Raw genomic sequence first — 20,269 nt, forward strand, 5'->3', positions numbered from 1 at the left:
GATGCAGTTAGGGCAGCATCCTCATCATCTCATAGCCTGGGTCAATGACAGGTAGAGAACTTATTTCGCGTAGGGCGTCATAGAAATACGAGAAATGGGTGCATCCAAGGATCACAGCCTCGCATCCGGCATTTTTATAAAAGTGGAGAAGAGACGAAAGCTGGTACCGTAGAATGATCTCATCTGGTGCAGCTCCTTCCTCCACAGCATCCACCAGTTTCAGCATACCTGTGCCGATGACGTGGACGGAAGGGTTTTCTGTCTGAATTGCCCGCTCGATGCCATGGGTACTCTGGTTGTTTGCGGCAATGACACCAAGGGCTTGGTAATGTGCGCCCATCTTCTCATAGACCATCAGTGGCGTGATTAACAGCATAGACAGTTCTTTTGCAAGTTTTTTCAGATCTACAGCCGCCGCCAGAGAGTTGCAGTAGACATAAAGAACTTCAGCGCCTTGTTCCTTTGCCGTAGTCATGACCTGCCTGGCCAGGTGCTCGAGTTTTTCCGGATAAACCACTTGGAGAAGACTCTGTTCCTGGGGTGTCTTTGAGACAAAGTAGCCTTTGGCTGCTTTTCCGTATTTTTGTAGAAGGTCCACGCCCATTTGGGTATCTGTGGGCGTACCTGCGATGACTGCAATCATGTAAGCACCTCTCTTATGTCAGTCTAATAGTTCTATTTTACAGGACTTTTCATATTTGTCCACCGGATAGGTTCATCTGTTTTCAAAAACATATATTTCATTTTCCACAGATTTTTTTCTGTATTTTTATGATGGGGTCTAATCTTTCGAATGGTTTTCATCTATTGTAGAAGATAAAAGCAGCGAAGAAGAAGGCGCTGAGGAAGAGGGAGGAACTTTTTAATTTTCCATGGAATATTTGATAAATCAAACGTCTCATGATACAGTATTTTTTTAGAGATTTGGAGGGAAGTGTTGATATGAAAGATCTGATTCTGCTGCTCGTTCTGCAGCTGGCCTATGTGCCGATGCTGGCTTTGAGGACCATTTGTATGGTGAGGAAACTGAGTCTTCTGACCGCAGTTTTCGGTTTTTTGGAGAGCGTTATTTATGTCTTTGGACTGGCCATTGTCTTTACTGGAGAGCAGAGTATTCTTCAGATGGTGGTCTATGCCGTAGGGTTTTCTCTGGGACTCATTGTGGGGATTCAGATCGAGAACAAGATTGCCATTGGCTATACCTCTTTTCTAGTGAATATCAAGGACCGGAACGACAGCTTTGTGGGAGCACTGAGAGAAGCAGGTTTTGGCGTGACCATCTTCAGCGGGGAAGGCCGGGATGGAGCCAGATACAGGTTGGATATCCTGACCAAAAGGAGCCGGGAAGGGGAAGTGTTTTCCCTCATCAACGAATATGAGCCCAATGCTTTTGTGCTTTCCTATGAACCCACCAGATTCAGAGGCGGCTTCATGGAGCAGATGATGAAAAAGGAATCCGGAAAATTCTTTGCCAAGTCCCCTGTGGGGAGCAGAACTTCCTGGCTGAAAAAGGAAAAAGAGAAGATTGTGCTGGAAGTGAAAGAACTGGTGAAGTCAGAAGAGAATCTGGAAGAGTAAAGAAGTGGAGTGTCTCAAATCATGAGATGCTCTTTTTTTCTTCTTCCTCTAGGAAGTGCGTTTATTTTGCGTTACTCTAGAAACAGAAACAGAAACAGAGATAGAAAAAGGGATAGAAACAGAAATGGGATTTGGAAAGGAAGCGGAAGCCATGAAAGCGTTTTGGGAGAGCCTCAAAGATCTGAAAAGAAGTCACAAACTATATGTATACTCCGGTCTATTGTATTTTATGGTTTCCGGACTTCTTCTTGTGCCGTTTTTTTCCTATCTTCTGAACAGGTTTCTTTTGTCTGCAGAAGGTGGCGTACTCCTCAATCTGGATGTGTTTCAGATTCTTCTAACTACCAGAGGGCTTCTGCTTGTAGCGTTGCTGTTTGTCGTCGTCATTCTGAATCTCCTGGTGATTTTTGGGACCCAGCTGATTCTGTCTCATCAGAAGATTAAAGAGATTGAAGTCACTGTGACGGAAGCGGTGCTAACCTCGATAAAGGCCCTGCCAAGGCTTCTTTCCTTTGGCTTTTTGTATCTCTTTGCATTTCTTCTTCTTCTCCTGCCGCTTCTTGAGCTGCAGCTCAGTCCGTTTCTTCAGCGTTTTTTTGAAATGCCGCCGCTGCTTCTTACAAATCTTCAGGAAGTCCGGTTCGGTTTTTTGCTGTACCTCTTTCTTCTTCTAGGGGTGTTTTATCTCCTTATCCGATGGATTTTTTCTTTCCATGAGGTGTTTTTAGTAAGGAGACCCTTACGGAAAGCTTTAAGAATCAGTGCTGAAATGACAAGGGGAAAAAAGGTGGGCCTCGTTTTCTCTGTACTGATGCTGAATGGAGTGCTGCTTGGCGGTTTCTTTCTTGTTTTGTATGGACTGAGTCAGCTTCCGGAACTGCTAAACATCGTCCTTTCCAGAAGAGTCCGGGAATATTTCATCACTCTGGCCGCATCTGCATTCTTTCTCTACTTTCTCCTTCTCTTTCCAGTGAATATGCATTACCTGACAAGGCTCTATTTCAAGGGGAAAGAAAGGGAAAATCTGGAGAAGATGCCCCCAATCAAAACCGTGAAGTGGCGCTGGCTCATGGACAAAGAGAGGAGGCTCTATGAGAAATCCCTTCGCAGAAGTTATAGCTTCATAGGATTTCTCCTTCTAGGATTCTTAGGGACCTTTTTCATCAACAGCCAGATCAATGAAGCTCTTTTGTACAGTGGCCGTTCTCTAGAAATCGCAGCCCACCGGGGCGATGCGGTGAGAGCTCCGGAAAATACCTTAAGCGCCATTGAGTCTGCACTTTTTCATGGAGCCACCATGGTGGAGATGGATGTCCAAAGAACGAAGGATGGGGTGCTGGTTCTTCATCATGACACCTCCCTGATTCGCATGGCAGGTGTTCCCGAACCGGTTTCTTTCTATACATATGAGGAGCTGAGGGCTTTTGATGTGGGGAAAAGCTTCTCTTTAGAGTTTTCCGGAGAGAGGATACCCACTTTAAAAGAAGCGCTTCTTCTGGTGAAGGGAAGAGGAGGCGTTCTTCTGGATGTGAAAGTGGAAGAAGAGGAAGAGGAGACCGCCAAAGAGATCCTGGAGATTCTGGAGGAGCTGGAGATGAAGGAACACACCTACATTCAGTCTTTTCAGTATGACTTTTTAAGAGCCATCCGGGCCATGGATGAAGAAATTCAGCTAGGACAGATCATGTATGCGGCCCTGGGTAGACTGGAGGGGCTTTCGGTGGACTTCTACACCGTAAGAAGCAGCATGCTGACGAAGAATTTAATCAGAAGAGCCCACGAGGCTGGTCGTGGTGTGTTTGTATGGGTCATCGAGACAGAGGAGGATCTGAAGAATGTGCTTTCCTACGATGTGGACGGGATCATCACGAAAGACGTGGCCATGACCTCAGAAGTGCTGGGGCTCTCCACCAGTGCCATGGAAGAGGAAGAGGAAATTCTGCCGTAACGCTTGAGAACAGTGTTTTTGAAGACTGTTTTGGAAAACAGAAAATTCAGTACAGAAGCGTCAAAATATGCTAGAATACAAGAATCAATAAACGCTTAGGAAAGGGTCTGATGAAGATGCAAGAGAAACCCCAAGGACGATTTTTGAAGACAGCGGTACTGGTCACATTTTTTGTGCTTTTTGCCTATCTTCTGAAAAATTTCAATATCTTTGATGCCGAGGGCCTCCTTACAGATCTTCATGTAATGGGAGACACGAGGTTTGTGAAGCTGGTTTTTGTAGGCGTTGCCACGGTGCTTCTCATTTTCTTTGTTCCAGTGTCCACTGTGGCTGCCACAGCGGGGCTTTTATTTGAACTGGATGGTATTCTTCTCATTACCATATCGGGCCTTCTCAGCGCACTAGTGTCCTATGCTCTGGCAAAGATATTCAAGAGTGATGCCACCCGATGGGTGGAGAAGCTTTATCAGAGAAAAGAACGGGAGATTCCACTGGAAGAGCTCTACGAAAAGATCAAAGACCATGGGTTCAGTTATGCGCTCTTTGTCCGGGCGCTGCCTTTTATGCCTTTTCAGGTGGGAAATCTTCTTTTTGGGGTCAGCAGTGTCACTCTTTGGGACTATATCACCACCACCCTCATCACGGTGACCATCGGTCAGGGCATCACGGTGTTTCTTGTATCCATGGCATCGGATTTCATGGCGCAGAAAGCCGGGACCGTCTTCGGTCTTCTATTGAAGGGCCTCTATTATTTGGGCATCTATTATATTATGAAAAAAAACACAAGAGCGGAGGAAAAGGAAGAACTTCCGTTGTAAGAACCTTATATATGCGTAAAGCGGCAGCTTTGAGGCTAGAACACCTCATGGCTGCCGCTTTTTTCTTTTTTCTTCGCTGTTTCTGAATAGAAGGCTCGGATTCTCGATACAATAGAAAGGAAAACCAGTCCAGTGAAAGCGCCTGATGTGTCAATGAATACATCTCTTAGCTCTCCGCTTCTGCCAGGCACAAACCTCTGGTGAAGCTCATCGGTCAGGGCGTAGAGAAAACTGTAGAAAAGGCAAAGAGCATAGTCTTTCAAGGTTCTTGCCTCCAGCCAGAAGGCAAAAAGAAGACCTAAAAAGAGATAGGCTGTGAAGTGTGCGCCTTTACGCAGAAGAAAATGGAAGGTTTCCTCTGGCAGTGGGATCCGAAGGAACTGAAGGAGCGTATAGAGCACATCGGAAAGACCACCACTGAGATTTCCAGAGGCGTTTCCATCCTGAGAAGATAAATAGAATATAAAACCCATCCAGCTTAGGGCGGGTAAACTCCGATAAGAGTGCAGTTTCTGTTTCATACTGAGTTCCTTTCTGTCTGTCTTTTGTATCTCTATTTTGGCATGGAGTGCATAGAACCTATTTTATCATAGAAGAACTGAGATGTGTTTGAAAAAAAGGACCAGTTTCTACTTAGACGCTTCTGTGGAGACAGGAGTTCATCAGCCTCCCTGAGGGTTCTCCTTTAATCATAAAAAAACCGCTGTTTATGAGGGATTCAAGTACAGTTTTTTTCACAGCAGATTCAAAGGTTGCTGATTTTTGCTTTTGTTCAAATACGAAGTATTGTATAATGAGTCCGTGAAATGTTTTGATATCTAATTCATAACACATTATCACATTTACAAATCTTATGTGAATGAAATGTGAAATATCCATCCGAATCAGAAAGTTTCAAAAAAACACCTAAAAGATTCGGATAGATTTTATGAATCCATAGAATGGAACCATCAAAATTCAACATATTATGACTACTGGGGTTAAAATACACAGCGTACTGCCGATAGAGAGTAAAGTAGAGATCTTTCCATGAAAAATGGAAAAGATCAGCGCTTTTTGAACAAAAGGTAAATGGCGCATTGGAGTTTTTAATGAAGAAAAGAATGAAATCCAAGACCGTTGAATTGAAATATTTTGTGATTCCATTCCTGGTCATCACAATGGCGTTTTCTTATATTGTATACAGCGCCATGGTCAGCTGGATCAAAGACAATTATAATTACATAAAAGCAGATGCGCTTAATGTGGCTAGAGTCTATTCGCAGAATCTCCACAAGTCGGAGAAGGCGAAGACTCTTTTGTATACACTGATGGATGACCGGTTGACCTTTGCGGGGACAGTCCTTGGTCAGAAAACAGGGAGCCTTTCCAATGACATTCTGGTAAGCTACGTAAAAGAGCTCAATGTGGATGTGATCTATGCTTTCTCACCCGATGGCGTTCTTCTTTTTGACAGCACCGGAGGAGCGCCAGGATGGCAGGCAGAGCCTGGACATCCCATCCACAGCTTCATCACCAGTGGAGATGCCTTCTCCATCGAAGACATCCGGATGGATTCATCCAGCGGAGCCCTCTATAAGTATGCCTATGTGAAGCTGCCGGACGGCCGGTTTTACCAGGTGGGGATTCTGGCGGAAAGCATTCAGGGGTTTCTCAATGACTTTGAGATGGAAAAGCTTCTGGGAGAAATCGGGGAAGCCTACAGTGTGGACTTTGCCCATTTCATCGACAATAACAATGTGATTCTGGAATCCACCTTGAAGGACCGGGTGGGAGACAGCATTTCTGATAAAAATGTCCTCCAGGCCATGTATCTCAATCAGGAGTACGATGTGATCTCCGATATGGAAGGGAAAAATGCTTACCAGGTGTTTGTGCCCGTCTATGTGGAAGGAGAGAAAATCGGCACCTTAGCCGTGGGACAGAATACGGAGACCTTCCTTGCTGCGGCTTTTGGCGTCATTGGCAAAGGAGTCTGGGTTCTTTTCAGCGTCATTGTGGTCATGGGCGTTCTCATCGTCATCACCTACAACAAGAGCGCCAGTCAGCTGAAGCTCGCTTATTATGATTCCTTGACGGATCTTCCCAATGATTCTTATATGAAGGAATACCTTTCTTCCAAGATCGGCCAGAGAAAGATCAAGAACAAAGCGATTTTTCTCATCAACATGAGAAACTTCAGAACCATCAACATCGCTCTGGGGTTTGAGGTGGGAGATCTCATCATCAAAGAAATCGCAGACCGGCTGGAAAAAGCTTTGGGGAAAAAGGGCATGCTCTTCAGGTTCACCGCAGACCGTTTTGTGTTCTATGTGGAAAACTATCAGGATGCCAAAGATTTGGAAAAAGTAAGCAAGATCATTACCTCGGTCTTTGACAGGCCCTTTGAATATCTCAAAAGAAACAAGCAGATCCGCCCGGAAATCGGAATCGTTGAAATTTCAGACAGGTACCGCAATGTGGACGATCTGATGAAAGATGCCAGCATCACCATCACGTATCTTGCCAACGGCGTCACAGACCATATGATCTTCAATGCGGAGATGCGCACCAAAGTGGAGCGGGAAGAGGTCATTGAGCTGGAGCTCATACGCTCTTACAAGAACATCCATGACGAGATTGTCCATCTGGAGTACCAGCCCAAAATCAATGCCAGAACCAATGAAATTGTAGGATTTGAAGCACTGGCCAGAATGAACTCCAAAAAGCTTGGCTTTGTCTCGCCGTCAGAATTCATTGACATTGCAGAGAAGAAGCAGCTGATTCTGCCTCTGGGTACCGCTATTTTGGAAAAAGCCTGCATCTTCACAAGAAAGCTTGTGAGCATGGGTTTTAAAGATATCCGCGTGGCTGTGAATGTTTCAGGCATCCAGCTGCTCATGGACGATTTCATCGACACCGTGGCGGACATCGTCCATAGAACTGGTATTGAGACAAGAAACCTGGAGCTGGAAATTACGGAAACCATCCTTCTGGAGAACTACGCCATGATCAACAATGTCCTGGAGAAGCTGAGAGCCATGGGCATCGAAGTCTCCATGGATGATTTCGGGACGGGATTTTCCTCTCTGGCCAGTATTGGTGAACTGAACATCGACATCGTGAAGATCGACAGACACTTTATTATGAAGATCGTGAAGGGTACTGAGAAAAATCTCCTTACCAATGACATCATCTCCATGGCCCACAAGCTGGGGCTTCAGGTCATTGCAGAAGGAGTGGAGACTGGGATTCAAAGGGAGTACCTGCTCCGGCATGGATGCGAAGTGATGCAAGGGTACTATTTCAGCAGACCCTTACCGGAGAATAGTGCCATCGATATGCTGCGGGCCACCGCAGCGAAGTAGAAGACCGCTCTGTCGGACCGTAAAGGTCGATAGGACGGTCTTTTCTTTTTTTGTATTTATTTTGTATTAATTTTGTGTTTTATACAAAAACATGCGTACTGATGCAAAGGGCATTTTTAGAATACACTGAATCCATGAAGCATTTAGAAAATCCGTGATGGATTTTGAGACTCTATGGATTTTCATGTATAATACCATTTAAGATTTTGCTGTAACAGCGAAGTGAACACCTAAAAAATAACAGAAATAAGATTGTCAATGAATTTTTTAACAATAAACCCGAAATTATAGAAACGAAAACGTATTAAATTCAAAAAAATTACGAAAAAAACTTATTACATACTTATACATTTTAAAATTCGTTGCGTTAAAGGTTTTCATGATGCTATAATGGCGAAGTCAATAAAACCTTAGGGAGGTAACTATGGCTAAAGAAAACAAAAAGAGCAATGGGATCTTGAATAAGATCGAGAAAATCGGAAATGCCCTGCCACATCCGGCGGTCCTTTTCGTTCTTCTGAGCGTTGCTATCGTCATCATTTCATTTATTGTTTCCAAAATCGGAACAACTGTTACGTACTTTGATGCGCGGGAAGGAAAAGACGTCACCATAATGGCTGAGAATATGCTCTCCGCTTCTGGTCTTCGTTATATCTTCAACAGTGCTACAAAGAACTTTACTGGATTTGCTCCACTGGGTACCGTACTGGTTGCGATGCTGGGTGTGGGTGTAGCGGAATGGTCTGGCCTGATCAATGCCAGCCTGAAGAAGCTGCTTCTGAATGTGAATCCAAGACTACTCACCGCGGTCATCGTATTTGCGGGTATCATGTCCAATGTAGCTTCTGATGCTGGATATGTTGTGGTAATTCCACTGGGTGCCATCATGTTCGCAGGGGCTGGAAGACATCCGATCGCAGGTCTTGCAGCAGCATTTGCTGGTGTATCTGCCGGATTCTCCGCAAACCTTCTCATCGGAACTCTGGATCCGCTTCTTGGCGGTATCACCAATGCGGCTCTTGCCAGTGCTGGTGAAACCTACGAAGTACTGACCACAGCAAACTACTACTTCATGATCGTTTCCACCTTTGTACTGACCATTCTAGGTACTCTGGTGACCGAAAAGGTCGTAGAAAAGAACCTGGGTGTGTATGATGGAGACTATGTACCTAGCCAGGAAAAGCTTACAGAAGTAGAAAATAAGGGTCTGAAGAACGCACTGATTTCCCTTGTGATTTTCGCCGTCGTAATGCTGGTTCTCACTGTGCCACAAAACGCTATGCTGAAGTCTGTGGACGCTGCAGGAGACCTCAACATCAATGAGTTCCTGAACAATGGCCTCATCTTTATGATTCTTCTGGTATTTGCCATTCCAGGATATGTCTATGGAAAAACCGTGGGCAAGATCAAGAATTCCAATGATCTCGTAGAAGCCATGACAGATGCGATGAAATCCATGGGCGGATATCTGGTTCTTGCATTCTTTGCAGCTCAGTTCGTTGCGTACTTCGGTAAGTCCAATCTTGGACTGATCCTTTCTGTCAGTGGTGCGGAATTCCTCGAAAGCATCGGCTTCACAGGTCTTCCACTGATTCTTGGTTTCATACTGATTTCTGCTTTCATCAATCTCTTCATGGGATCTGCTTCCGCGAAGTGGGCCATCATGGCACCGATTTTCGTGCCTATGATGATGAGACTTGGACTCAGCCCAGAGCTGACCCAGGCCGCATATAGAATCGGAGACTCTTCCACAAACATCATCTCCCCGCTCATGAGCTACTTTGCCATGATCGTGGTATTTGCCAAGAGATATGACAAGAAGAGCGGTATTGGTACCATCATCTCCACCATGCTTCCATACTCCCTGGTATTCCTTGCTGGATGGACAGCTCTTATGATCCTCTGGTATGCATTGAATCTGCCACTGGGACCTGGAGCAGGACTATTCGTATAAAACAAACCATAGAGCTTATGTAACAGTAAGCTCTATTTTTTTCAACATGGATTCTGGTAAAATAAAGAAAAACACATGGAGGTAGAGAATGAATAAGGAAAGACTTCTGGAAAGATTTCTGAAGTATGTGAGAATCGACAGCCCCACCAAAGAGGAAAGAGACTTTGCGCTTGTGCTCATGGAAGAGCTCACCGCTCTTGGTCTTGAGGTGACCATGGACGATGCCGGAGAAAAAACCGGTTCAAACTCCGGAAACCTCATTGCAAAGCTTTCTGGAGACAAGGAAAGAAGAAGCATTCTGTTCAGCGCCCATATGGACACCGTGTCCCCAGGCAGAGGCATCAAGCCTGTGATCAAGGATGGAACCATCTGGAGTGACGGCACCACCATCTTAGGTGGAGATGACAAAGCGGGCATCGCTGCGGTGATGGAAGCGCTCACCGTATTGAAAGAGGAAGGCCTTCCCCACGGAGACATCGAAGTGATCTTCACGATTTTTGAAGAGGGCGGACTCTTTGGTGCGAAGAACCTGAACTACTCAAACCTGAAGTCCAAGCTGGGCTTTGTTCTGGACAGCGGTGGAGACCCTGGAGACATCATCGTGCAAGGACCTGCACAGAATAAGATTGATGTGACCTTTATTGGAAGAGAGGCCCACGCAGGCGTTGCGCCAGAGCAGGGCATCAGCGCAGTGATGATGGCAGCAGAAGCCATTTCCAATATGAAGCTTCTCCGCATCGATGAAGAGACTACGGCAAACATCGGCGCCATCCTGGGAGGCGGTCCCACCAACATCGTCACCAAGGAAGTGAAGTTCTTTGCAGAGGCCAGAAGCCTCAGTGATGAGAAGCTGAAGGTTCAGAGTGATCATATGGTGGCCTGCTGCGTAGAAGCGGCCAAGAAGTTTGGTGGAGAAGTCCTCACTTCTGTGGAAAACGCTTATGGCGCATTCTCCATCCCCGTAGACCATGAGGCGGTAAAGATGGTGGAAGAAGCCTGCAAAGAACTGTCCATAAAGACCAGAACCACCACCTCCGGTGGTGGCAGCGACACCAACATCCTGAACCAGAATGGTATTTATGCCGTAAACCTGGGCATTGGTGAAAGAAAGCCTCACACGTTGGAAGAGCATCTGCATATTAAGGATCTGGAAGATACTGCAAGAATTGTTCTGGAATTGATGAAAAAAGCATAAAAATGAATGAGACCTAAAAAACTGCAGTCCGGAGCACTTCCAGACTGCAGTTTTTCTTAAGGTTTTCTTTTGATTATTCTTCTATAGGAAGAGCATCGGTGGACAAATAGAGGTCTTTCACTTCATTTTTCGTCAGGGCTCTCATCTCATCAGGTTTCAGATCTGATAAAGTAAGGCTGAGGATCCGGATCCTCTTGAGAAAAATCACTTCATGACCGAAATGTCCTGCCATCCGTCGGATCTGCCGGTTCATTCCTTCTGTGAGAATGATGGAATAGCTGTATTCATCCAGTCTTTTCACCTGACAGGGTTTTGTGATGCCGATGCCAATGTCTACACCCTCTGACATCTTTCTGAGAATGTCATCGGAGATGGGGGATTTTACTGTAACATGGTACTCTTTTTCCACTTGGCCTTCACCGTGAAGCAGCTTCTGAGCCAGGTCCCCGTCGTTTGTGAATAGAAGAAGACCTTCAGAATCTTTATCGAGCCTCCCCACAGGAAAAGCATACTGGGAAAGGGGAAGCCTTGAGGCAAGTCCATTTTTTTCCTCTTTCTCCAGGGTGCAGATGACCCCGGGAGGTTTATGGTACAGATAATAGATGGATGGTTTCTTCTTCACCGGTTCTCCTAAAAAAAGGATGCTGTCTTCTTCTGTCACCCATTGTCCTTCAAAGGCGGGAACGCCGTTGACCAGAATCGCGCCTTCTCTGATGTGCTGATTCACTTCTTTTCTGGAGCAGTAGCCGTAATTGGATAAGAGCTTGTTGATACGCACAGGAAGCACCTCCTTCACCTTCCTTATACTAGCACAGGATGTGTTAGTATAAAAGCTTTACAGGGATGTTTGTATTGCATTATGTGATATTTGTTAGTATAAATTGCATAAAATCCATATACTATTTCAGACTGTGTTAGAATGAAAGAAAAAGGAGTGTGTTTCAGATGAAATGGGTTAAAATCATCTCTTTTCTCGGGGTTCTGGCCATGACGGCGGTGCTTTTCTACGGCTTCACCCAAGGAGATTTTTTTGAAGACGGGGGCAAACTGATGCAAAATCCCTGGGGCATTGTGTCTTTAGTGGATCTCTACACCGGATTTATTCTTTTTGCGGTTTGGATTGTTTATAGAGAATCGGGGATTCTTCCGAAGGTCCTCTGGGTTCTTCTTCTGATGATTCTAGGCTTTTTCACCGCAAGTCTTTATATGCTCATCGCCGCTTACCAGTCCAAAGGAGATCTCATGAGCTTCGTCTTTGGCACCAAAAAAGATCAGGTTCTGTCCAAGTACAGACCATAAGAATTAGGGGGTGCTTCCATGTGGTATCAAGAAATACTGTCTGAACTGAAAATGGTCCTCAAAGGAAATACGCTGGATGCGCTTCTTCCTTCGCTTTTGTTTGTCTTTCTCCAGTCTCCTTTAGGTCTTACCAGCAGCGCACTGGTGGCGGTGATGGCCTCTCTTCTTCTGACGGGGTACCGCATTTTAAGAAAGCAGAAAAGCTTTTATGCACTGCTGGGCGTTTTAGGTGTGATTTTTGCTGCAGGTTATGCGGCTTTATCAGGGAGTGCAGAAAACTATTATCTTCCAAAGCTCTTTAATGGAACACTCCTTGTTCTCGTTTCTTTCGGATCCATCGTATTCGGACGTCCTTTGGCTGCACTTCTCAGTCATCTCTCCAGAGGGTGGCCCATGGGATGGTTTCTGAGAAAAGACGTGAAACCCGCTTACAGAGAAGTGACCCTCATCTGGTCGGTGCTGCTGCTCATAAGGCTTCTTGTCCAGTGGAATCTCTTTCGAGGCGGAGATCTAAACCGTCTGTTTTTTGTGAGTTTTCTCATGGGCACTCCAGCCACCATAATCATTCTGGTCCTCAGCTATGTGTATGGCATCTTTCGCCTGAAAAAACTCGCGGGTCCCTCGGTGGATGAATACCTCGCAAATGCGCCACGTCCCTGGAAAGGACAGAAGAAAGGATTTTAGTTCTTTCTTTATAAGTTGAAAAAAATCTCGAACTCCGGCACTCTACATGTAGATTTCTGTAGAACGATATCTGCTGTAATATAGGAATACCTGTGATATAATGGGAAAAATGAAAATAAGTATCCATGTATTTCTTTGGGCGTCAGGGAGTATGCATATGAAAAACAATAGAAAGCTGGAAACACCGGACTTGAAGCCGTATCTAATTCCGCTGATTTTACTCTGCGGAATTTTTCTCGTGACCAGCTTTTTTATGATGTCTGGAATACGTCAGCATTATTATGAGCTGAAAAAAGAGGAAGCGCTGAAAGTTGCAAGAAGCTATGGTCAGAGCCTAAAAAAATTCAATGAGGCAGAAGAGATCATTGAAGATCTTCTGGAGGAGAAAATAAGAATATCCTCCAGTATGGCCGCCAATAGGGAGGAAGAACTTTCCAATGATCTTCTGAAACAGATGGCGGAAGATCTCGATATCGATGAACTGGACTATTACGATGAGGAAGGGGTGCTTCTTTATTCCAATCTGCCCGAAGTGGTGGGCTGGAAGATTTATGAGGGACATCCCATCGATCTCTTTTTAAAAAGTGAGGCCTTGTATTTCGTGGAAGATCTGCGTCAGGATGTCATCACTGGAAACTACTATAAGTACGGGTATCTGAAGGTGCCCACCGGAGGCCTCATTCAGGTGGGGCTTAATGCGGACCGGGTTCAGTCCTTTCTGGCCCAGTATGAGGTGGATTATTTACTGAAAGAGATGAAGGAAAATCAGGATGCACTCTCCATCAGTCTTCTTTCAGAAGATCTTTCTGTCCTTGCCAGCACCAAGGAGGACAAGCGTCTCAATATGACAGAAAAAGATCTCAAAGAAATCAGAGAATCCCTGAAAGGAGAAAAAGAATATGGCGCTGTACTTTCGGAAGGGGAGGACCTGATATACAAGGTGTTTCTCCGATTGGAAGATGTGGAAAGCGGAGATACCCTGGCGGTTTCCTACACCATGGAAGAAACCCTGTCCACCATCCGCACTGTGACCACCTATGGACTGCTGGTCCTGGTTTTGGTATTTTCAGTTCTTTTATACAGCATCCGGGTATCCTATGAGAAAAACAGAAAACTCCGGCGTATCGCCTTTTATGACAGCCTGACGGACCTGCCCAACCGGGAATACCTTCAGGAATGGAGCGCAAGGCATGAAGAAGGGACCTTTCAAGGCACGCTCATGCTGGTGAACATCCTGAACTTCAAACATTTCAATGTGGCGTACGGGTATGAGTTTGGAGACCTCATTTTGCAGGAAGTGTCCAAAAGGCTCCAGAAGCTTCAGAAGAAAAATCTCTTACTCTTCCGATTTTCTATGGACCGGTTTATCCTTCTATGCAAGGACTTCGATCAGAAGATCACCTATGACTGGATGGTGAAGAAAGTGCTTGATTTATTCGAAGAGCCGCTGAGAATAAAAGATCTGGATTTACCCATACAGGTCTCCGTAGGCGGAGCGCTCACCACAGGCAAAGGAGAGAAGATCACAGAGCTTCTGAAGTACGCCACGGTGGCTCTGGAAGAAGGAAGAAAGAAAGAACTCCAGGAGATGCTCTATGAAAAAGAGATGATCGATATTTTTCAGCGGGAGGAGATCCTCTTAAATGAAATGCGGGAGGCCATCGAGAAGAAAGACAAGAGTACCCTGTACCTGGCCTTTCAGCCCATCCTCTCCGGGACCGAGGAAGAGGTTGTTGCCTTTGAGGCCCTTGCCAGAATGAATTCTAAAAGTTTTGGACCCGTGTCCCCCATGGAGTTTATTTTGATTGCTGAAAAGAATCAGCTCATACAAAAGCTCAGTGACTGTATTCTCGACTGCGCACTGGAGTTTATGAAGGAGCTGCGGCGTCAGGGAAAAGGCCACTTGAGGGTGGCGGTGAATATATCCGGACATCAGTTTCTTCAAGAGGACTTCAGTGAGGGACTGTTAAAAAAGCTCAAGTCCGAAGGAATCCGTCCACAGATGCTGGAGGTGGAAATCACAGAATCGGTGCTTCTGGATAATTTCCAGCACCTGAACGAAAAACTCAAAAAGCTGAGAAGTTCTGGTATTCGTGTAGCCCTGGACGATTTTGGCACAGGATACTCCTCTTTCATGAGGCTTCAGGAGCTTCATCTGGACACCATAAAAATTGATCAGGCGTTCATCAGGAGGATCAAAGAGGAGAAAGAAGAAACCCTTGTCAGCGACATGATTACCATGGCACATCGCCTGGGGCTCCTGGTGGTGGCAGAAGGGGTGGAGGAAGACCATCAGCGGAAAAATCTCATCCATTTCGGATGCGACGCTCTTCAAGGCTATTTTTACGCAAAACCTCTGTCACCAGAGAAAGCGATGCTTTTTGTGGAGGAATTTGATGAAAGAAAGACTTCTTCAAATACGAAGCGGTATGATACAGTGGAATAAAAAGAAGAATCATCAGAAAAAGATGGGAAGTTTATAAAAACTACAGTACTTCAAAAAAAGCAGTGCTGATATCTGGTAGAAATGCCTGAGATGGAAAGAATCAGGGAAAGAGAAGAGGATAAAGACCCATGAGATTTGGCAGACAGATGAAACGAATGCTGAAAAAACCAAGAGAAGTAAAGGAGCTGGCCAAGGGATCCATGTTCTTGGTGACGGTGGTTCTTTGTCTTGGTCTTATCATCATGTCCAGAGGCATCGAAGACTATTTTGTCTCTGACCTGAAGGCCAATGCGCAAAATCTTGCGAGGGGCTATACCCATAGCCTCCGGAAAACTGTGGAGGCCAGCTCTGCAGTGCGCGCGCTCATAAACGAGAAGCTGCGCTACGGAGTGGACCTTGTTTCCACCCTTTCAGGTGACTTTTCCAATGAGGATCTGAGAAAGATCGCCAGGGAAATTGATGTGGATGAGATTGATGTCTACAGCCCTAAAGGGGAGATTCTCTATTCCAGCATCAGTTCTTATCTGGGGTGGATTGCGCCAAAGGGTCATCCGGTACAGCAGTTCATCTCGTCCAGTCTTTCCTTTCACGTGGACCCTCTGAGAGAAAATACCATCAGCAGCCAACTGGTGCTCTATGGATACCAGAGACTGGAAGATGGAAGGGTCATTCAGGTGGGGATCAGCGCAAAGCATCTGGAAGGACTTCTTACGGGATTTGAACTGGACCGTATGTTGAATGAAATGAAGGATGATGAGGATGTTTCCTATGTGACCTACATAGACCAGAACCGGATTGTCCTAGGCAGCAGCACCGGCAGAGCGTCCGGCAGCTATCTTCCTAAAAAAGAGCAGAAAAACAGCCTCATCGATTCACTGCGCGGAGGTCAGATTCAGGCAGCCCCTGTGGACGCTATTTATGAGCTGGAGGAGCCTGTCCTCATGGAAGGCGTGGAAGCAGGCAGACTTGTCATTGGGCTTTCACTGGAAAGAACCATCAAAGAGATCGAAAAACTCAACCGGATTTTCACCGTGGTCTTTGTGATGATCTATCTTGCAGCCATTCTGATGCTGTATCTGTATCATTACAAAAGTGCCAGGCTCCATACCATGGCCTATGAGGACGAGGTGACAAAACTTCCGAACCTCAAATATTTCCGCAGCGAATTGGAGTATCTCCTCATATCCAAGAGAAAAGAAAAACTTGCTGTGATTCTGGTTCAGCTGCCCAGGTTCTCCAAAATCAGCATGGCACGTGGGCATGAACAGGGAGAGCGCCTATTGGAAGAAATGGGGAGAGAATTCAGCCATTTGGAAGGGGAGAATCTTTCGTTTTTCAAGCACTCTGATGAGAAGTTTCTGATTCTTGTAAAAAACTATGAGAGTCCGGAGGAACTGATAGAACTGCTGGCAAACCTTGCCACGATTTCTCCTTCTGGAGAGTCGGAGCAGGAGTCCCGATACAGCACATTGCGGTTTGGCGTTGTGGAGATCAAAGACCAAAGCACCACACCTGGTAAAGTGCTGAAGGATGCGCTCATTGCCCTGAATCATGCAAAGCTTCATCAGAGTCTATATTTCAGCTTTTTTGATCAGGACATGGAGCGGAAAGTGGACCGGGAAACCAAACTGGAGGCAGAGCTGAGACAGGTGCTGAAGAAAAAGGACGAGGAATCGGTCTATCTTCTGTATCAGCCCATCATCGGGAAACATGGCAGCGAAATCTCTTCAGTGGAAGCGCTGGCTAGAATGAAGAGTCCTTCTCTAGGAGACGTGTCACCACTGGAATTCATCGATGTGGCGGAGAAAAATGGACTCATCGGTCCATTGGGCATGAGGATTCTTGAAAAAGCCTGCGCCTTCTCAAACACACTAAAGCAGCAGGGCATTTCTTTGAAGATCTCTGTGAATCTGTCTGGTCTTCAGATTCTGGAAGATGACTTTATCCGGCAAGTCCGGGAGGTGCTGAAAGAGAACGATGTTTCAGCGGGTTCTCTTTCTCTGGAGATTACAGAATCGGTATTTTTAGGCAATTACGACATCATCAATGAGAAGCTGAAGACTTTGCGGGAAATGGGCATGACCATTTCCATCGACGACTTCGGCACAGGGTATTCCTCCTTTGCGCGGCTGAAAGAGCTCCATGTAGATGGCGTCAAAATCGACCGCTATTTTATCAGTAGAATCACTCATCTTCCGGAAGAGGAGCTCATCACCTCGGACATCATCAGAATGGTGCACCGCTATGGACTCTATACGGTGGCAGAAGGTGTGGAAACGGAAGAGGAGCTTTCTTATCTTCAAAGAGAAGGCTGTGAGTTCATTCAGGGGTATTACTACAGCAAACCGCTTCCTGAAGGGGAGCTGATCCAGTATTGGAGGAATTTTAAAATGAGAAGTGGGAAGGATAGAGTGTAAATGAAAATGAGTCTCCTCAGTATCACAAATCAGGTGATGCCCATGGAAGTGATGGTGATCATGATCGCCGCTGCCTTGGGTATTCTGGTTTTTCACACCATGCGTTTCCGGGGCAGAAGAAAAGAATGCACAGAGTATGTGAATCTGGCGCTGGATTTTTTTGAAGCCGATCACCGGTTTTTAACCTTTAAAGACGAAGAGAAGAGGTATTTTATGGTGAACCGGGCATTTCTCCTTCTTCATGGAAAGGAGAAAGAAGACTTCATCGGTAAAACAGATTGGGAGCTTCAGAGAAATGACCTGGCAGAAGCTCTGGAAAGAATGGATGACCATGTCCTTACCACGGGCACTTCCCTGGAGGAAGTGGTTTATGCCAAGGAGAGGGTCTACAGGATAAGGAAGTTTCCTGTGAGGCTTCCAGGTCAAAAGGCGGGTATCGGCATCAATGCGGAGGACATCACAGAAGACATAGCCTATGAGAAAGAGCTTGCAAGGATCATCCGGCGAAATGAGATCCTTGTCAGCGCCTTTGCCAAAGACTTTGACTCCTCCCATGAGCAGCTTGACTATGTGCTCTATCAGGCGCTGGAGCTTACAGGGTCTGATTATGGCTATATTTATCTCTTTGATGAAAAGGAAAAGTTTTTCTCCTTGGAGAATTTTGCGGTGAAAGGGAAAGTATCCTCCAAAAGAAGGACCTATAAACAGAACTACCGCCTGGAGAATATGGGGCTTTGGAGTCAGTCTGTGAGAACCAAAGAAGCCCACATCTTCAACCGAGAAAAACGTACTGCGAGGAATATGGTGGAGGAAGAATACTTCAACCTCATGACTGTGCCCGTGATTCTGGAAGACCAGGTGGTGGCCGTGGTGGGTGTTGCGAACAATCCCAAGGGGTATACTAAAACGGATGCAGAAGAGCTTTCCCTTCTTATGATTGGTGTATGGAACGCAAAAGACCGCCGTGAGTTCACTCTGGCTCTCCGGGATATAAATTCAGACCTTCTGGAGAACAAGGAGAAACTGACTCTCATATTAAACTCTTCAGCCGACGGCATCTACGGCATGGACACGGAAGGAAACTTCACCTTCATCAACCAGAGTGCCCTGTCCATTTTAGGGTATGAGAAGGTGTCAGATCTCATCGGTAAAAACTGTCATGAGATGATTCATCATAAACGTAAGGATGGTACGGTGTATCCTGAAGAGGAATGCAGAATCTATGATGCCATTCCCAAGGGGGAAACCGTCACCTGCGAGGATGAGGTGTTCCTCAGAAAAGACGGCACTTCATTCTCTGTGCAGTACTCTGCCCATCCCCAAATAAGAGACGGCAAGATCATTGGTGCGGTGATTACCTTTTCTGACATCACAGAAAGAAAGAAGCAGGAAGAAGAAGTGCTCTATCTCACCTATCATGATCCACTGACAGGACTCTACAACCGGGCGTATCTGGATAAGGTATATCCGGATCTGGAAGAGGAGGAGAACTACCCCATGAGTGTGGTGGTGGGGGATGTCAATGGTCTGAAGCTTTCCAATGATATCTTCGGTCATCAGCGGGGAGATCAGTTCCTTAAGCGCATCGCAGAGGTGATCAAGCACAGCATCCGGGAGGAGGATCTGGTCTTTCGGGTAGGGGGAGATGAGTTTTATCTCTTCCTGAGAAATACACGGGAAGAAGACGCAAGGGTCGTCATGAACAGGATTCAGAAGGCTGTGGAGATGGAAGATTTCCAAGGCGTCCGGGGCAGCATTTCCTTGGGGCTTTCGGTGAAAGCGGACGATCTTATGACCCTGGAGGAAGTGCTGAGTGATGCGGAGAAGAATATGTACCGGGAAAAGACGCTGCGGGCAAAAATGGAAGGAAAAAGGCAGCTGTCTTATCTCATTTCGGAGCTCATGAACTATCCCAAAGAAAGAGCCCATGCGGAAAACACAAGAAAGTATGCCAGAGCCATTGGCGAAACGCTCCAGCTGAAGCCGGATGAGCTGAAAGCTCTGGAGGATGCGGCCTATCTACATGACGTGGGGAAAATTCCCACACTTCTTGGAAAAAATAAAGGGGAACTGGGCTTCTATCCCACCCGAAAGGACCATGCGGTCATCGGCTACAGAATCCTGAACTCCTTTGAGGAGACCGCTGACATCGCAAAAGCTGTCCTGTCCCATCATGAGAAATGGAACGGCACAGGCTATCCCAAAGGGCTCACCGGAGAGGAGATTCCTCTTATTTCTCGAATCATCGCCGTAGCAGAGAAGTTTGACAGGCTCACGGGCATCAGTTATGGAAAGCCCATCTCTATAGAAGAAGCGCTTCATCACCTGGACCAGGAAAAAGGGGAGACTCTGGACCCGAAGGTTGTGAACGCTTTAAAAGAAGCAGTCTGATGGAAATAGAAGCAGTGCACAGTCCTTTTTAGGGTAAAGCGCTGCTTCTTTTCATTGGGGCACTTTACTATTTTTCACTCTGCTTTTCTTAAGAAGCTTTTCTCAAGTGAGTTCTTCTAAGATAAAAACCATATCAATTTCCTAGCATACTATGATAAAATACCTGTAAGTGCGAAAAACTGGAAAGCTGTA

13 protein-coding genes and 1 pseudogene are annotated in these 20,269 nt (G+C 45.9%); 11 read left to right on the forward strand and 3 right to left on the reverse strand.

What is annotated here, in order from left to right; all coding sequences use genetic code 11:
* Positions 1 to 7: 7 nt before the first annotated feature.
* On the reverse strand, positions 8 to 643 hold the full coding sequence (locus T487_RS0114625; RefSeq protein ID WP_031577877.1) for an aspartate/glutamate racemase family protein: 636 nt from the start codon (positions 641 to 643) through the stop codon (positions 8 to 10).
* Between the two features lie 299 nt (positions 644 to 942).
* On the opposite strand from T487_RS0114625, the gene T487_RS0114630 reads away from it, so the two are divergent.
* The 3 genes from T487_RS0114630 (at position 943) to T487_RS0114640 (ending at position 4,344) form a co-directional block, all read left to right on the forward strand.
* Positions 943 to 1,578, forward strand: a complete 636-nt coding sequence (locus tag T487_RS0114630) for a DUF2179 domain-containing protein (protein WP_074542616.1) — start codon at positions 943 to 945, stop codon at positions 1,576 to 1,578.
* 124 nt (positions 1,579 to 1,702) lie between these two features.
* Positions 1,703 to 3,526 carry a glycerophosphodiester phosphodiesterase family protein gene (locus T487_RS0114635; protein ID WP_143004600.1) on the forward strand — a complete coding sequence of 608 codons (1,824 nt, stop codon included), beginning with the start codon at positions 1,703 to 1,705 and terminating at the stop codon, positions 3,524 to 3,526.
* A gap of 110 nt (positions 3,527 to 3,636) precedes the next feature.
* Positions 3,637 to 4,344 carry a TVP38/TMEM64 family protein gene (locus T487_RS0114640; RefSeq protein WP_031577881.1) on the forward strand — a complete coding sequence of 236 codons (708 nt, stop codon included), beginning with the start codon at positions 3,637 to 3,639 and terminating at the stop codon, positions 4,342 to 4,344.
* 35 nt (positions 4,345 to 4,379) lie between these two features.
* Here the strand turns inward: T487_RS0114640 and T487_RS0114645 are convergent, their stop codons facing one another.
* Positions 4,380 to 4,865, reverse strand: a complete 486-nt coding sequence (locus T487_RS0114645; RefSeq protein ID WP_074542617.1) for a VanZ family protein — start codon at positions 4,863 to 4,865, stop codon at positions 4,380 to 4,382.
* A 570-nt stretch (positions 4,866 to 5,435) separates the two neighbouring features.
* Between T487_RS0114645 and T487_RS0114650 the strand changes: the two genes are divergently transcribed.
* The 3 genes from T487_RS0114650 to T487_RS0114660 all read left to right on the forward strand — a co-directional run bounded on the left by T487_RS0114650 (position 5,436) and on the right by T487_RS0114660 (position 10,840).
* A complete protein-coding gene (locus T487_RS0114650; RefSeq protein ID WP_031577883.1) occupies positions 5,436 to 7,691 on the forward strand; it encodes a putative bifunctional diguanylate cyclase/phosphodiesterase in 2,256 nt (751 codons plus the stop codon).
* 424 nt (positions 7,692 to 8,115) lie between these two features.
* Positions 8,116 to 9,645, forward strand: coding sequence for an AbgT family transporter (locus T487_RS0114655; RefSeq protein ID WP_031577884.1), 1,530 nt, complete (start codon positions 8,116 to 8,118; stop codon positions 9,643 to 9,645).
* A gap of 88 nt (positions 9,646 to 9,733) precedes the next feature.
* On the forward strand, positions 9,734 to 10,840 hold the full coding sequence (locus tag T487_RS0114660; protein ID WP_031577885.1) for a M20/M25/M40 family metallo-hydrolase: 1,107 nt from the start codon (positions 9,734 to 9,736) through the stop codon (positions 10,838 to 10,840).
* A 73-nt stretch (positions 10,841 to 10,913) separates the two neighbouring features.
* Here T487_RS0114660 and T487_RS0114665 read toward each other — a convergent pair whose 3' ends face one another.
* Complete coding sequence (locus T487_RS0114665) at positions 10,914 to 11,618, reverse strand: pseudouridine synthase (protein ID WP_051651757.1); 705 nt, start codon at positions 11,616 to 11,618, stop codon at positions 10,914 to 10,916.
* 155 nt (positions 11,619 to 11,773) lie between these two features.
* On the opposite strand from T487_RS0114665, the pseudogene T487_RS0114670 reads away from it, so the two are divergent.
* The 5 genes and pseudogenes from T487_RS0114670 to T487_RS16115 all read left to right on the forward strand — a co-directional run.
* Positions 11,774 to 12,139, forward strand: a pseudogene (locus T487_RS0114670) (DUF1475 family protein); the annotation flags it as partial.
* 18 nt (positions 12,140 to 12,157) lie between these two features.
* Complete coding sequence (locus T487_RS0114675) at positions 12,158 to 12,823, forward strand: DUF3159 domain-containing protein (RefSeq protein WP_031577888.1); 666 nt, start codon at positions 12,158 to 12,160, stop codon at positions 12,821 to 12,823.
* Positions 12,824 to 12,980: 157 nt separating this feature from the next.
* Positions 12,981 to 15,269 (forward strand): putative bifunctional diguanylate cyclase/phosphodiesterase, encoded by a 2,289-nt coding sequence (locus tag T487_RS0114680; protein WP_031577889.1) that lies wholly within the window; start codon positions 12,981 to 12,983, stop codon positions 15,267 to 15,269.
* Positions 15,270 to 15,397: 128 nt separating this feature from the next.
* Entirely contained in the window at positions 15,398 to 17,686 is a 2,289-nt protein-coding gene (locus tag T487_RS0114685) for a putative bifunctional diguanylate cyclase/phosphodiesterase (protein WP_031577890.1), read from the forward strand.
* Entirely contained in the window at positions 17,687 to 20,077 is a 2,391-nt protein-coding gene (locus T487_RS16115) for a diguanylate cyclase (RefSeq protein ID WP_051651758.1), read from the forward strand.
* The last annotated feature ends 192 nt before the right edge of the window (positions 20,078 to 20,269 follow it).

This window comes from Proteiniclasticum ruminis DSM 24773, from assembly GCF_000701905.1.
GTDB classification, from domain to species: Bacteria; Bacillota; Clostridia; order Clostridiales; family Clostridiaceae; genus Proteiniclasticum; species Proteiniclasticum ruminis.